We start from the raw sequence: 14,389 nt of genomic DNA, 5'->3' as shown, positions 1-14,389 counted from the left end.
GCGCCTAAGAAAGAGACCCAATCAAAAGGTCCCTTTCTGAGACAGGTTCGGCTGGACCCGGGTTTCCCCGGATCCAGCCAAATTCTAAGGGAGCGCAGAGCAAGATTTCGCAGGGAAACCGCTGCCCTTATGTCCCGCCAAAGGTGGCTTAGGCCACTTCGACTTCGGCGCCAGCTGCTTCCAGCTTGCCTTTGATGTCTTCGGCTTCGGCTTTGTCGATGCCTTCTTTGATCTTGCCGCCGGCTTCAACCAGTTCCTTGGCTTCTTTCAGGCCCAGGCCGGTGATCGCGCGAACTTCTTTGATCACGTTGATTTTCGAAGCGCCGGCGTTCTTCAGAACGACGTCGAATTCGGTTTTCTCTTCTTCAGCTGCGCCACCGGCGTCGCCACCAGCTGCAACCATCACAGCGCCGCCAGCTGCGGGCTCGATGCCATACTCGTCTTTGAGGATGGTTTTCAGTTCTTGTGCTTCAAGCAGGGTCAGACCAACGATCTCTTCTGCCAGTTTCTTCAGATCAGCCATTTTATCAGCTCTTTCCGTTTGTAAGTATGTGTTTCCAGCGTATGAACATTTGCTCCACGCCGGTCATTCAGTGCCAACCGCTTACGCAGCTTCCGCCTTCTCTTCGATGGTCGAAAGGATGCTTGCGATGTTGCTTGCAGGTGCGCCAACTGCGCCAGCGATGTTGGAAGCGGGTGCGCCAAGCATGCCTGCGATGGTAGCAATAAGCTCCTCGCGGGACGGCATTTTCGACACGGCTTCGACACCGGCACGGTCCAGAGCGTTCTCACCCATTGCGCCGCCGAGGATCTCAAACTTCTTGTTATCCTTGGCGAAGTCCTCGGCCACCTTGGCTGCTGCCACGGGGTCCTCGGAATAGGTCAGTACGGTCATCCCTGTCAGCAGGTCAGACATGCTTTCACACGGCTTACCCTCGAGGGCGATTTTGGCGAGCCTGTTTTTGGCAACACGCACGGCACCGCCCGCGTCACGAGCACGTGCGCGAAGGTCCTGCATCTCGGCAACTGTCAGACCGGTGTAGTGGGCTACGACCACCACGCCAGAGCTTTCGAAGATCTGGCCGAGTTCCTCGACCAATTTCTCTTTCTGGGCTCTATCCACAGTTCTCTCCAGGTTTTGGGGGGCTTACGCTCCCCGGCTCTTTGATGTGCCGAACCAGATGGCCCGGCGTTCAAGTCCGCAATACGGGGTTAGCCAAAGTCGCCCGAGGGTATAGAAACCCTCGATCTATTGGTCTTTCCCGTCTCAGGAGGGAAATTAAGGCCCGATCGAGAGGCCACCCACCATCTTGGACGAAATGAAATAAAGCGCACGACGAATCGCACGCTTTACCTCAAGGCCGTAGTTAAAGCGTTGAGACGTGATTTCCAAGCGGAAATTTGACCCACAGAGCAGTTCGCACTCAGGCCGCCGATCGCCCTGGCAGGGTCAGCACGGAGAGATCCAGCATTCGCGCCAGCGGCGCGGCCGTATCCACCTCTGCTTCTAAACATACACCATGGGCCCGCATGCGCGCCAGCACTTCGGGACGGACCCGGTGCAACCGGTTGTAAAGGGCCAAAAGCGCAGCCTCTCGCGCCGCCTCGGCGTGCCCTGCTGCCTCAATTTCCCGGATGCAATCTCCGACGTATTTGGTGAAGCCGCTGGACGCCAGACGCCAGGCCATCTTGCGGCGCCAGCCCTCATACTCCGGGGCCAGGTAATGCAGCAGGTAAAGCCCGCTAGCGGCCCCCAATACGACTTCAGGCAAGCGCTGACCCTCGGCGTCATGCGCCCAATGCTGGCGCAGATAGATACCCTGCAGCCCAGCCCGGATAAAGGATTTCCCCTGCGGGTGGCCGACAAGCCCCATCCGGCGCGGCCCAAACAGCGGCACATCCTCTCCATAGACATCACGCCGGACCGCTCGTGGCATCGGGGTGCGGAACACGGTTTTCTCAGACCGTTCAAGCGTCGGCACCACTTCGGCGGTTTCAATCCGTAGCGCCTGTGTCTCTGACCCCTGCCCGGCCAGCGCTGCGCGGATATCACCAGCCCCGCCGTTCGCGAATAGAAACTCATCCGCATCGACGGACAGCACCCACCCAGAGGCGATCTGGCGATAGGCCCAGGTCAGCGCCCGGATCTGTCGCTTGGGAAACCGGGCGCGCGCGGCAATGCCGATGCTGCGCCAGAACCCGGTTGTGCAGGGAATGCAGGTGATGGCTGGATGTGGGGAAAGTACAGGGATGGCCGGATCATCGGGATTGTCGAACAGCAGGATCAGACTGCGCGCGCCAAGGTCAAGATACCAGCTGGCAAAACGCAAAGTCTCCTCCAGCGGCTCATTGACCACCGCGATCAGATGCCAGGCATTGCTCCCCTCTGCCATCCGCTGCTCCTCTACGAAACGGCCCACCAAACAAAAAAAGGGCGGCGCCAGCGGCACCGCCCTTCGACATTTATCATGCCAGCTTATTCGCTGACAGCTTTTTCCACGTCGACGGTGACGCCCGGGCCCATGGTCGAAGACAGCGCGATCTTCTTCATGTAAGCGCCCTTGGCACCCGACGGCTTTGCCTTGGCAACAGCCGAAACAAAGGCGCGGACGTTTTCGGCCAGCTTGGCTTCGTCGAAGGAGGCTTTGCCGACACCTGCGTGCACAACGCCGCCTTTTTCCGCCTTGAACTGAACTTCACCGCCTTTGGCTGCTTCCACGGCCGCTTTCACGTCCATGGTCACGGTGCCAACCTTGGGGTTCGGCATCAGGTTGCGCGGGCCGAGGATCTTACCCAGACGGCCGACGACAGGCATCATGTCCGGGGTTGCGATGCAGCGATCAAATTCGATGGTGCCGCCCTGGATGGTTTCCATCAGGTCTTCGGCGCCAACGATGTCCGCACCAGCTTCCTTGGCTTCGTCCGCCTTGGCGCCACGTGCAAAAACAGCAACGCGCATGGATTTGCCGGTGCCGTTGGGCAGGCCGATCACACCACGAACCATCTGGTCGGCGTGACGGGTGTCGACACCCAGGTTCACGGCGATCTCGATGGTTTCGTCGAATTTCGAAGTGGCGTTGGCCTTCACCAGGGCAACAGCTTCTTCGATGGTCAGGTTCTCTTTGCCAGCGAAGGCTTCGCGCGCTGCGCGGGTACGTTTACCGAGCTTTGCCATCTTACTTCACCTCGATGCCCATGGAGCGGGCGGAGCCCAGGATGATCTGCATCGCCGCTTCGATATCGTTGGCGCTCAGATCTTTCATTTTCGCTTCGGCGATTTCCTTCACCTGAGCAGCGGTCACCGTACCAACGGTTTCACGGCTCGGGGTCTTGGCACCGGATTTCACCTTGGCAGCCTTCTTCAGGTAGTAAGACGCGGGCGGCGTCTTGATGTCCATGGTGAAGGACTTGTCCTGATAGTAGGTGATCACGGTCGGGCACGGCGCGCCGGGCTCCATGTCTGCGGTCTTGGCGTTGAACGCCTTGCAGAATTCCATGATGTTGATGCCGCGCTGACCCAGAGCCGGACCAACCGGCGGGGAGGGGTTCGCTTGACCTGCAGGAACCTGCAGTTTCATTGTACCAGCAAGCTTCTTGGCCATCTGGTTTCTCCTTTTCCAACACCCTCGGGACGCGTCCTTCGGGCCTTACTGTTGTGTGGTCTGGTCCGGGTGCCGCGGCCCCCTCGCCTCCCACGATGTACGCGCACCGCACAAACGGCGCGCCAAAATCACATCAGGCCTGTTTGGTGACCTGTGTGAAATCCAGTTCGACCGGGGTTTCCCGGCCAAAGATCGATACGGTGACCTTGAGCTTCTGATGCTCGTCGTCGACCCCTTCGACAGTGCCGTCGAAATCCTCGAACGGGCCGTCGTTGACCTTGACCCGCTCACCGATCTCAAAGGAGATCAGGGTACGCGGTGCTTCTTCGCCTTCCTGAACGCGGTTCAGGATACCGTTCACCTCGGCGTCGCGCATGGGCATCGGACGACCCTGCGGACCAAGGAAACCGGTCACGCGGTTGATCGAGTTGATCAGGTGATAGCCCTGATCGGACATTTCCATGTGCACCAGCACATAGCCCGGCATGAAACGGCGCTCGGTCGAGACTTTCTTGCCTCGACGAACCTCGATCACCTCTTCTGTGGGGACCAGAACTTCGTCGATTTCGTCCTCAAGACCATTTTCGGCAACCGAGGCGCGGATCTGCTCTGCGATTTTCTTTTCGAAGTTCGAAAGAACGCTGACCGAATACCACCGTTTCGCCATGAGCCTGATCGTCCTTGTTTTGCCGGGCGCGCTGCGCCGCCTTCACTTAAATTCGCTATCAGCCTCGGGACTGACCCTTTGGCTGTGCCCTAACAAAAATCGGCGCGCAACACGATTCGCCGCACGCCCATGCCAGAGTTACTGGCTCACCTACCGTCCAAAGGGATCAAGATCAAGAGGTAGGGAGGTATTTCCATGCAAGGAAACCCCTGCTCCGGAATCACCCTGCGGCTGTCAGCCGAACATGCCCAGGATGCCGGTCAGACCGGTGCGGATCAGCAGGTCGACCAGAGCAAAGAACACAGCCGTCAAAGCCGCCATGACAAAGACCATCACGGTGGTCAGCAGCACTTCGCGGCGGGTCGGCCATACGACTTTGCCAACTTCAGCGCGAACTTGCTGGATGAACTGAACGGGATTTGTGGTGGCCATGTGGCTTGGTCTCTCTGCTAGCAGGTTCGCCGGGATTTAGCCGTTGCGAGCGCTGAATTCAAGCCCGGAAGCACGCAACGCCTTCAGTCAACGCCGCAAGCAGGAATCAAAACGGACCAAATCGGCTGCGTCTCTTTTACCTGCTGCGGTCGCGAACAAGATCAATCCGATATTAATGCTCTTCCTTCATGGTCGGGACCAACGCCCCGTAAGCCACCAGAAGGTGCAGAGGCTGACCATAGCGTGCAATTGAGACAGGATGCCATGACCATCGCAACTTCTATGAACGAGGCTCAGCGCCTTGAACGCGACGCAAAGCTGGATGACGCAGCGCTCGTCTACACCGATATTCTGAACCGGTTTCCCAAAAATGCGCGGGCACGCAAGGCTCTGGAAGCCCTGCAGCAGCGGATGCAGCATGAACAGGAACTCCCGACCGACGCAAAAGAAAAACTGTCGGCCAGTTTCGCAGCAGGTCACTACCCACAAACGGCCTCTGTCTGTGCGACCCTCCTGAATACTTACCGCAAGTCTCACTTTCTTTGGGATACACTGGGTCAATGCCACCTCCACTCCGGCAATCTGGATGAAGCCGCTACCTGCCTCAACAAGGCGTGCGAGCTGAATCCGCGTGCGCCGGGCACCTATTCGGCAATGGGCGACGTCTGCGCGAGAATGGGCCGCACGAGTGATGCGATTGCCCTCTACAAAAAAGCCCTGTCGCTCGATTCCGATCACATTGTCGCCTTGAACAATCTGGCCAATCTGCTGGCAGGCCAGGGGCAGCAAGGTGAAGCCGCGCAACTGCTTGAACGTGCTTCCTCACTGGCCCCGAATAATCCGAGCCTGATCTACAACCACGCCAACACTCTGCGCCGCCTCGGGGATCTGGCCAAGGCCAAGACCCTGTTCGAAAAAGCCGCCACGCTGAACCCCGATTTGACCGAAGCACGCTTCAATCTGGGTCAAATGGAATTGGCTGCGGGCAATCAGCATGAGGCCATCCGCAATTTCGAGGCCGTGTTGCAAACAAACCCCGGGAACGACCGTGCCCGCGTCCAGAAACTGCACATGATGGCACAACTGAACGACTGGAACTGGGTCACTGAATACAACGAACATCGGCGTCATCTAGGATTGCAGGGAACCTCTTGCACACCCTTCATTATGATGACCCTTGAGGACAACCCGGATTTGTTGCGCCTGCGCACCCAGGCCTATGCTAACGAGCGGTTTGGTAGTCGGCCTGCAGCGACACCGGCGCGAGTTGCACAACGCCCCCAAAAGCTGCGTATTGGCTATTTCTCCTCCGATTTTCACAGTCACGCGACCATGCACCTCATGGGCGGCTTGTTCTCACGTCATGACAGCACCCAGTTCCATATCAGCGTCTATTCCTATGGCGCCGCCCCTGCCGACAGTGAACAGGAGCGCGTGGCCCGTAATGTTGCGCAATTCCGCAATGTCGCGGGCCTACCGGACAGCCAACTCCTGGATATTGTCCAGTCAGATGGACTGGATATTGCAGTTGACCTGAAAGGCTTCACCGGAGACACCCGAACCGAGCTGTTCGGCAACCGCCTCGCACCGCTTCATGTGTCCTATCTTGGCTATCCCGGCACCATGGGGACCACCGCATTTGACTACTTCATTGGTGATGCAATTACCTGCCCCCCCGGCAGCGAGCGTTTCTTCGAAGAGCATCTGATCCGGATGCCGAACAGCTATCAGGTGAACGATCAGGATCGCGAGATTTCCGGCAAACAGTACACCCGGCGTGAGTGCGGACTTCCTGACACTGGCACCGTCTTCTGCTGTTTCAACAACAGCTACAAAATCACACCCCGGGAATTCGAGATCTGGATGCGGCTGCTAAATCAGTCAGAGGGCAGCGTCCTGTGGCTACTGGACAGTGGGGAAACCTCGAAGCAAAACCTGCGCCGCGAAGCACAGGCACGCGGGGTCGATCCGGACCGGTTGATCTTTGCCCCCCGCATGCCGCACGCCGAACACTTGGCCCGACATCGCGCCGCAGACCTGTTCCTCGACACATTTGCCGTCAACGCCCACACCACCGCGAGCGATGCGCTATGGGCTGGGTTGCCGGTGCTGACTATGCCCGGACGCCAATTCGCCGCCCGCGTCGGAGCCAGCTTGGTCAATGCAGTCGGATTGCCGGAGCTCATCGCCAAGGACGAAGCCGAGTACGAAGAAAAAGCTCTGACCCTGGCCAATGATACGGAAGCCCTGGTCGCGCTGCGCGGCAAGCTGATGAGCAAACGTCGGAAATCGCCTCTCTTTGACACGGACAGCTTTGCCCGTGATCTGGAGCAAGGTTTCAACATGATCTTTGACCGTCACTTGCAGGGACTGCCCCCGGCACATGTCGACATCCCAAGCCACCGGCAACACAAAACCTTGTCGAGCGAAGCGCGGGCCAGTGCAGCGGCCTGATAAGCCATCCGGAACCTGCTAGAGTTTCAATAGGCCGCAGAGGTTATCCACTGCGGCCTTTGTAGTGCTGCCGATCCACGCTGCGCTTCGGCCCAGCACCTGCGATGTTGCGCGCAGCCGCAACGAATTCTCATGTGTCCGCATGTCCATGCTTTCAGCACTGCAAGTTGCGGTCTTACTGCTGAGTAGAAGGGCACTATGCATACGCACATGGCGAGCTGTCCGGGCAGGCATTGCTACGGGCACACACCATCTGCCACCCACCCCGCTGAGGCAGACCATGCCTCAGCCATCCACACTCCCAACGACTTAGGAACCGGCCTCAGGAGACACCGCGCTTGATCCACGCTTCCCGTTCTCCTGTCATGCCGTTGTACTACCGTCCTACGACCACGGCGCGACGCTCGAAACGATCAAAATGGGATGAGGCCTGACAGCCCCTCCCATAGAAAACCCCATCACTCCCCCAACAATCCGGAGCGCCCGTCGAACGCCTGACCACGTTTTAAAAACGCGCCAAACCGCCCTGCTGGCCTGCCTTGGCCTTATGGGCGCGCTTTCTTGCTTTTCCCTGTGTGGAGTAGCCCTGACGGGTGACATGCCGGAATGACCGACCCGGAAATGGTCCGGTTGTTGTGGCAGACGCCTGTGGGTAATGCACTGATCTACCGGATCTCTGGCGGCATCGCCCCCTGCTAGCAGGTGCCCTCATACCCCGCATTGAGCCCTGGGTTTAACTGGGCGGCGGCACAATGACCTTGTGGTCCCTGGCCCAAATTGGCCATGTGCCGGAGATTGGGTAGATCTGGTTGCGTCCGCTGTTGGTCCTGCAACTGACCCGCGCCGCATTCTGGGTCGGCATTCTTGCGCCGCTGTGGCACCCGACGTGGTCTCCGGATCTTTCGAAACCTCAGCACAGCTTAGCCACCGGTTCGGGCAGACTGCGAGGCTCGTTGTGCCCGGCCTGATCCTGGCTGGCCACATCATGGCCTGGCTCCTGCTGGGAGGTCTGGCCGCCCTTTTCTCCACCCCCTATGGCTTGGCGCTTGTTTGCAAGCAGGCCCTGGTCGCAGGTCGTTCGCCCCCCGCAGCAGCAAACAAATTGCATTTCATTCCGGCCATGCAGCGCGGCGATCGCAACGCGGTGCACCATCTGCCCTGCTCAAGCATCGTAGAGGCTTTTGTGATCCTCCTCATTCTGACTGCATCAGCCTATCTGACCAATAGCCTCAGCCTGCCGGGATAAGGTCATGCAGGGAAGCAACTGATTCTGTTGCCCCGCAACCTCAGCCCCGTACAGGATCTCTTTTGTGCTGAAACCTATCGAAAGCCCCCGATGTTTCGCCTCGCGATGTAGGGGCTCTCAAAAACGTGATCCAAAATCTGTATGTAGGAATCGGCCTTCAAAAAAACATTACACGAAATTGTGAATCCACGTTATTGAGCCTACCCTATTTGCCCCCACTTGGTTCGGAAAAGATTTAGAAACGGCCAGTAGGTGTACTCAAAGACCTAAATAAAAGTGGAAAGTTACCTGCTCGCCCGCGAAACACTTTTTGCTTTACACGAACAGAAGGCTTTGCCGAATAGATCAGACAGGCGATCGAATACGGTGAGCCCAAAATCAATCGCACTCTGATCTACTGGGAAACAAACACTAGTTCGCCCCACGACACCAAAGAACCCTATTAGACTTTTTTTCCTTAAATTCAGCGCCTTAAAAAACACTCGCAGCACACTTTAAACGGGATATCCGCACGAACTCCCGCCTCAAAGATGATTAAAATTGTAATATAATTTTCTCACCTCAAACTTCACGCCTTTGCGAAAGCATTAAGAGTCCCGAGCGCATTAATTACCGAGAACCCTCACCAGAAATAACGGAGTTCCCAAATGTCACTCAGAAAAACAATGCTTGCAGCCGCCACTTTTGCAGCCTTTCCATTTATTGCGCAGGCAGATCAGGGGGTAACCGCGAACAATGTCTCTTTTGCCCAGGTCGCGGCCTTTGAAGGTCCGGCGGCCGCTCTTGGCCAAGGTATGCGCCTGGGGATTAGCGCTGCGTTCGAAGAGGCAAACGCCGCAGGAGGCGTGCATGGCCGGACCCTGACACTGGACAGTATGGATGACGGCTATGAACCCGATCGCTCCGCGGCGCTGGTCAAATCGGTAGTGGATGCAAACGACCACATCGGGCTGATCGGCGCTGTCGGCACCCCGACGGCTTCTGCGACCCAACCGATCGCGACCGCGGCAAATGTACCATTTATTGGTCCTTTCACCGGCGCCGGCTTCCTGCGCGATGCAAGCCACGGCAACATCTTCAACGTGCGCGCGACCTATGCCACCGAAACCGAAGCATGGATTGAATACCTCGTCGACCAGCAGGGAATGAAATCCATCGCACTGCTCTATCAGGACGATGGATTTGGCCGGGTTGGCCTCGCGGGCGTGACCGCCGCCCTTGAAAAGCGTGGCATGACGCTTGCTGCGGAAGGCACCTATACGCGCAACACCACCGCCGTCAAAAAGGCCCTGCTTACCATCCGCAAGGCAAAGCCGGACGCGGTCGTCATGGTTGGCGCTTACAAACCCGTGGCGGAATTCATCAAGCTCTCGCGCAAACTGAAGCTCGACGCGACCTTCGTGAACATCTCCTTTGTGGGATCCGAAGCCCTGGCACAGGAGCTGGGCGATGAAGGCGAAGGCGTCATCATCAGCCAGGTCGTCCCCTTCCCGTGGGACAGCTCCATTCCGGTCGTGGCACAATACACCGAAGCCTTGAAAGCCTATGACGCCGCAGCCAAGCCGGGCTTCGTATCGCTCGAAGGTTACATCGTCGGTCGTCTCGCCATCAAGGCGCTGGAGGATGCGGGCAAGGACCTGACCCGCGAAAGCTTCCTGGCGGCGCTGTCTGGCCTGTCCACGGTGGACCTTGGCGGCGCCAAGATGGTCTTTGGCGCCAACGACAACCAGGGCATGGATGACGTCTTTCTGACCCGGATCACCGCGGATGGTGGTTTTGCACCTGTCGTTCCGGGCGGCGGATCCTGATCTCCAAACGCGCGACCTCTGACCGCGCAAGATAGGCGCCTGCCCGATACGCGGGCAGGCGCAGACCAAAGTTTCATCGCAAAGGTGTCATCATGATCCGGGAACTGGGATCCACCCTCTTACGCCGTCTGAACGTGCTGTCGAGTATTCGGGGCAAAATCACGTTCATCCTGCTGACCTTCACAGTCGTGACCGGGGGCGCAGGATATCTTATCTATCAGTCGTTCGACCGTGTTTCGGCCAGCGTCGCGGAAATGACCTCCGACGATTTGCCGACGCTGGCGCAAAGCAACGGGCTGATTGCGGCCGCGTCCAAAACCAAAGACGCCATGATCGGTGTGATGATCGCGCAAAACATCGCTGCCCTTTCGTCGGCGGCCTCCGAGGTCGAGACATCTCTGAGCGGCCTGCAGACCTCGATCACAGCCCTGCCGCCAGAGGCCCAGGAAGAACTCGAGACCGCCCGCAGCCAGGTCGAAGGCACCCTGCTGACTTCCATTGAGGCCCGCGAGAATGTTTTTGAATACTCCGAACGCTTTGCCACTATGACCAAGGAATTGCAAAACATCGCCGCCGAGCTGCAGGTGGTTTTGCTTGAGACGGCAGACAATGCCTATTTCGATATCTCGATCAATGGCGAAGACACGATCTCCTCGATCGAAGAGACCATGTTCGACCTGGTCGAGAACAAGTTTGCCACGCTTCAGTCCCTGTTGGAAATTCGTGCCGAAATCAACCTGATGTCCGGCGCAGCCCTGGCCCTAACCACGACCCGGGACAGCGCCATGGTGTCGATCATCCGGGATATCGCGGTGTCCTCGAACGACCGGCTCACCGGATCGATAGAGGTTCTCAAGGGATCGGAAAATGGCCTCTCCGTCGTGGAAGAGCTCGATAGCGTCCTGAGTACGCTGAACACAGCAATCGCTGCCGCAGGCACCTTTCGGCAGGTCGAGCGCGACGCAGTGCTAGAAGCGCGCCAGTCCGCTGACGTCGCCCTAGCCTCTGCTGTGGATGACATGGTCTTTGAGCTGACCATCGCCGCCGAGGATGCCAGCACCAACAACCGCGACACCATCCAGAGCCTTCTGGACAACGAGGTCGCCTTCATGAACACGCTGCTGGAAATCAACGCCAAACTGGGCGCCTTCCAGATCGAAGCCCTGAAGATCGCGACCTCTGCCACCGTCGAGCAGGCGAAGGCCAGCCAGAAGGCGTTGTCCGGAGCCGCCACGGCTCTGGCCGGATACCGGGACTTCGGCGACGGCATCCTTGCTGCTGGGCTGGACGGTCTTGCCGCGATGGCCGCGCCCGACACTGGCCTCGCCCATTTCCGCATTCAGTCACTGCTTGCCGATGGCACTGCGGTTCAGGCGGCAGATGACACTGCCAAGGCGGTGCTGGAAATTGCCGGTCTCGCCTCGCTGAGGGGCCGCGCCAGCCAAGACGCGATCACGGATCGGGCGGTCAATATCGCCGAGGATTCGACTGAGGTGAAAAGCAACCTGGTGACTCTCGCCTGGATGGGCGCGGCCTTCGTGTCCTGCGTGCTCGTGCTCAATCACCTGTTGATCGTGCGTCCCCTCAACCGGATCAGCCTGACAACCGAACGGCTGTCGCAGGGCGATATGAGCCCGGTTACGGGTTTCGACCGCGCCAGCGACGAAATCGCCCGCATCGCCGGGGCGCTGAAAGTGTTCCGGGATGGATTGGTCGAGAAAGAGGAAATCGAACGCGTTGCAGCGGAAGAGCGCGCGGCGAACCAGGCCCAACAGACCGCAGCCGTGAACGCGGTGGGCACCGGGCTTGCGAATCTGTCGCGTGGTGATCTGACCTATCGGATCGAAGAGGAACTGACCGATGGCTATGCCCAGCTTAAGGAAGATTTCAACAGAACCGCCGAGACGCTCAACCTAACGGTGGTGGATGTGGTCGCCGTAGCGGAATCGATCCGCAATGGGTCCAGCGAAATCAGCCAGGCCTCGGACGATCTCTCGCACCGTACGGAAAGCCAGGCTGCAACCCTGGAAGAAACCGCAGCCGCGCTTGAGGAATTAACGGCCAGCGTCCGCTCTGCCGCCGATGGCGCACGGGATGCAGCCACGACAACGCAGGATGCCCGGAGAGAGGCAACCGACAGCGGTGAAGTCGTGGAAAACACAGTCAAGGCGATGAAAGATATCGCGGATAGCTCTGACCAGATTGCCCAGATCATCGGCGTGATCGACGATATCGCCTTCCAAACCAACCTGCTGGCGCTGAACGCGGGGGTCGAAGCTGCACGCGCGGGTGATGCCGGCAAGGGCTTCGCAGTGGTTGCATCTGAGGTCCGCAGCCTGTCCCAGCGGACCGCCGATGCGGCCCATGAGATCAAGGTTTTGATTACCAAAAGCACCGAACAGGTCGGGCTTGGGGTCAAACTGGTTGACCAGGCCGGGCAAGCTCTCAGGAGCATTGTCGACCGGGTCTCGTATATCTCCAGCCTCGTTGGCAATATTGCGGACGGCACCAGCGAACAGGCGACCGGACTGTCCGAAGCCAACATCGCGGTGTCCCAACTGGATCAGGTCACCCAGCAGAACGCGGCCATGGTCGAACAAACCAACGCAGCGGGCCACTTGCTCAGCAGCGATGCCGAAAAACTGGCAACGCTGATGGGCGGGTTCACGGTGTCTTCTTCAGCGCATGTGGCCGGTGATATCCTGGAACTCCGAGAGGTTCCTCCGGACGAATGGCCCATGGCCCAGTCCGCCTGAGACACGCTTCTCCCGAGCAGCCCCGGATCCCTCCGGGGCTGTTTCCATTTCGCGGGAAGAAATCCCTTATGAGTAAGAACCGAGGGGAGAAGCGTAGGTGGCTGAAACCACACCGATGGGAAACGCCCCTAAGAGCAAAATTCTCAAACGAGCGACCAAGCGTCCACTCTTCGTCATGCCCAGAATTTTTTGAGAGATTTGAATGGCAGGGGCAGCAGGGTTCGAACCCGCGACCTACGGTTTTGGAGACCGTCGCTCTACCAACTGAGCTATACCCCTACGGTGCGGCAGTTCCTAAGCCACCACCGCGCAGGAGGCAAGAGGGAAATGGCCGGAAATGCGGGGAAAGTCCCTCTCCTCTTCCTCTCCCTTTGCTGTCACGCCTGCATACAGGCCTTGTCCTGCCCTGTGGGGTGGCAGCGGGCCATCCGCTGCTTTATGACAGAGCCAAAAGGACCCTGCCGTGAGCCTGAGAAAACGCATCGCAGACAGCCCGCGCTTCAACCGCACCATTGAGGGGCTGTTCGCCGCCTACGTCCGATTCGCTTATCGCACCTCGCGCTGGCAACGCAGCGGCTTCGAGGAGATGGACGCCTGCGTCAAACGCGGAGAGCCGGTCATATTTGTTCTGTGGCATCAACGGCTGATCATGGCGCCCTACCTGTTCGACACCTCTCTGGGGCGCATCTGCGCCCTGACCTCGGCGGCGCGGGCCGGACGGCTGGCCGGGCAAATCCTGGTGCGGCTTGGTTTCGAGACAATCCCGATGTCCAGCCACAAGCGCCACGTTGCCCTGTCGCGGGAGGTGCTGCGCCGCACCAAGGAAGGCTGTTCCATCGGGATCGCGGCCGACGGGCCGCGCGGCCCTGCCAGGATTTCCTCGGGCGTGCCGATCACCTGGGCCCGCATGACCGGCTGCCGGGTCTTCACCGTGGCCTTTGCGGAAAAGAAGGTCCTGAAGCTGCCCACCTGGGACAAGCAGATGCTGCCGCTGCCGTTTTCCCGCGGTGTACTGATCTGTCAGGAATGGCAGGAAACCGTTCCTAAGAAACCGACAGACGACGAAGCAGAGGCTCTAAGGCAAAGCCTTGAGACGTCGCTGGACCAGATCACCGACAAGGCAGACCAGGCCGCCGGACGTGCGCCTGATCCGATCAAGTCCGCCTGACTCCAGCTGTTTCATCGCTCAGGCGACCCTCGCCCGTTTCAGTTTCATGCACATAGAAAAAGGGCCTCCCGAAGGAGGCCCTTTCCATCAGCAATCAGGAGACCTGATTACTCGATGATTTTGGAAACAACGCCAGCGCCGACGGTGCGGCCGCCTTCGCGGATGGCGAAACGCAGACCGTCTTCCATAGCGATCGGGGCGATCAGTTCAACTTCGAACTTCAGGTTGTCGCCCGGCATCACCATCTCGGTGCCTT

The 14,389-nt window shown here is 58.9% G+C and carries 12 protein-coding genes, 1 tRNA gene and 1 pseudogene; 5 read left to right on the top strand and 9 right to left on the bottom strand.

Features of this window, described 5'->3' with window-relative positions; genetic code table 11:
* Window positions 1–148: 148 nt before the first annotated feature.
* From rplL to secE, 7 genes are all read right to left on the bottom strand, one after another.
* Window positions 149–523, bottom strand: coding sequence for a 50S ribosomal protein L7/L12 (gene rplL / locus C6W91_RS18135; protein ID WP_065271487.1), 375 nt, complete (start codon window positions 521–523; stop codon window positions 149–151).
* An 81-nt stretch (window positions 524–604) separates the two neighbouring features.
* The gene (gene rplJ / locus C6W91_RS18130) at window positions 605–1,123 is read right to left on the bottom strand and encodes a 50S ribosomal protein L10 (protein ID WP_065271488.1); all 519 of its coding nucleotides are present in this window, start codon (window positions 1,121–1,123) and stop codon (window positions 605–607) included.
* A 301-nt stretch (window positions 1,124–1,424) separates the two neighbouring features.
* Window positions 1,425–2,393 carry a glycosyltransferase family 2 protein gene (locus tag C6W91_RS18125; protein ID WP_065271489.1) on the bottom strand — a complete coding sequence of 323 codons (969 nt, stop codon included), beginning with the start codon at window positions 2,391–2,393 and terminating at the stop codon, window positions 1,425–1,427.
* Between the two features lie 83 nt (window positions 2,394–2,476).
* A complete protein-coding gene (gene rplA, locus C6W91_RS18120) occupies window positions 2,477–3,175 on the bottom strand; it encodes a 50S ribosomal protein L1 (RefSeq protein WP_065271490.1) in 699 nt (232 codons plus the stop codon).
* Window position 3,176: 1 nt separating this feature from the next.
* Complete coding sequence (gene rplK, locus C6W91_RS18115) at window positions 3,177–3,602, bottom strand: 50S ribosomal protein L11 (protein ID WP_065271491.1); 426 nt, start codon at window positions 3,600–3,602, stop codon at window positions 3,177–3,179.
* A 133-nt stretch (window positions 3,603–3,735) separates the two neighbouring features.
* A complete protein-coding gene (gene nusG / locus C6W91_RS18110) occupies window positions 3,736–4,269 on the bottom strand; it encodes a transcription termination/antitermination protein NusG (RefSeq protein WP_065271492.1) in 534 nt (177 codons plus the stop codon).
* Window positions 4,270–4,503: 234 nt separating this feature from the next.
* Window positions 4,504–4,701 (bottom strand): preprotein translocase subunit SecE, encoded by a 198-nt coding sequence (gene secE / locus C6W91_RS18105; RefSeq protein ID WP_065271493.1) that lies wholly within the window; start codon window positions 4,699–4,701, stop codon window positions 4,504–4,506.
* Between the two features lie 264 nt (window positions 4,702–4,965).
* On the opposite strand from secE, the gene C6W91_RS18100 reads away from it, so the two are divergent.
* The 4 genes from C6W91_RS18100 to C6W91_RS18085 all read left to right on the top strand — a co-directional run bounded on the left by C6W91_RS18100 (window position 4,966) and on the right by C6W91_RS18085 (window position 12,965).
* On the top strand, window positions 4,966–7,155 hold the full coding sequence (locus C6W91_RS18100) for a glycosyltransferase family 41 protein (RefSeq protein WP_065271494.1): 2,190 nt from the start codon (window positions 4,966–4,968) through the stop codon (window positions 7,153–7,155).
* An 886-nt stretch (window positions 7,156–8,041) separates the two neighbouring features.
* A complete protein-coding gene (locus C6W91_RS18095; protein ID WP_274840300.1) occupies window positions 8,042–8,401 on the top strand; it encodes a CopD family protein in 360 nt (119 codons plus the stop codon).
* Between the two features lie 647 nt (window positions 8,402–9,048).
* A complete protein-coding gene (locus C6W91_RS18090; protein ID WP_065271496.1) occupies window positions 9,049–10,209 on the top strand; it encodes an ABC transporter substrate-binding protein in 1,161 nt (386 codons plus the stop codon).
* Window positions 10,210–10,301: 92 nt separating this feature from the next.
* Window positions 10,302–12,965, top strand: a complete 2,664-nt coding sequence (locus C6W91_RS18085) for a methyl-accepting chemotaxis protein (protein WP_370571265.1) — start codon at window positions 10,302–10,304, stop codon at window positions 12,963–12,965.
* A 203-nt stretch (window positions 12,966–13,168) separates the two neighbouring features.
* Here the strand turns inward: C6W91_RS18085 and C6W91_RS18080 are convergent.
* A tRNA-Trp gene (locus C6W91_RS18080) sits at window positions 13,169–13,244 on the bottom strand.
* A gap of 184 nt (window positions 13,245–13,428) precedes the next feature.
* Here C6W91_RS18080 and C6W91_RS18075 point away from each other — a divergent pair.
* A complete protein-coding gene (locus tag C6W91_RS18075; protein WP_065271498.1) occupies window positions 13,429–14,133 on the top strand; it encodes a lysophospholipid acyltransferase family protein in 705 nt (234 codons plus the stop codon).
* 107 nt (window positions 14,134–14,240) lie between these two features.
* Here the strand turns inward: C6W91_RS18075 and tuf are convergent.
* Window positions 14,241–14,389, bottom strand: a pseudogene (gene tuf / locus C6W91_RS18070) (elongation factor Tu); the annotation flags it as partial.

The organism is Phaeobacter sp. SYSU ZJ3003, from assembly GCF_041300735.1.
GTDB classification, from domain to species: Bacteria; Pseudomonadota; Alphaproteobacteria; order Rhodobacterales; family Rhodobacteraceae; genus Phycobacter; species Phycobacter gallaeciensis_A.
This window is presented reverse-complemented; position numbering and strand designations above follow the sequence as displayed.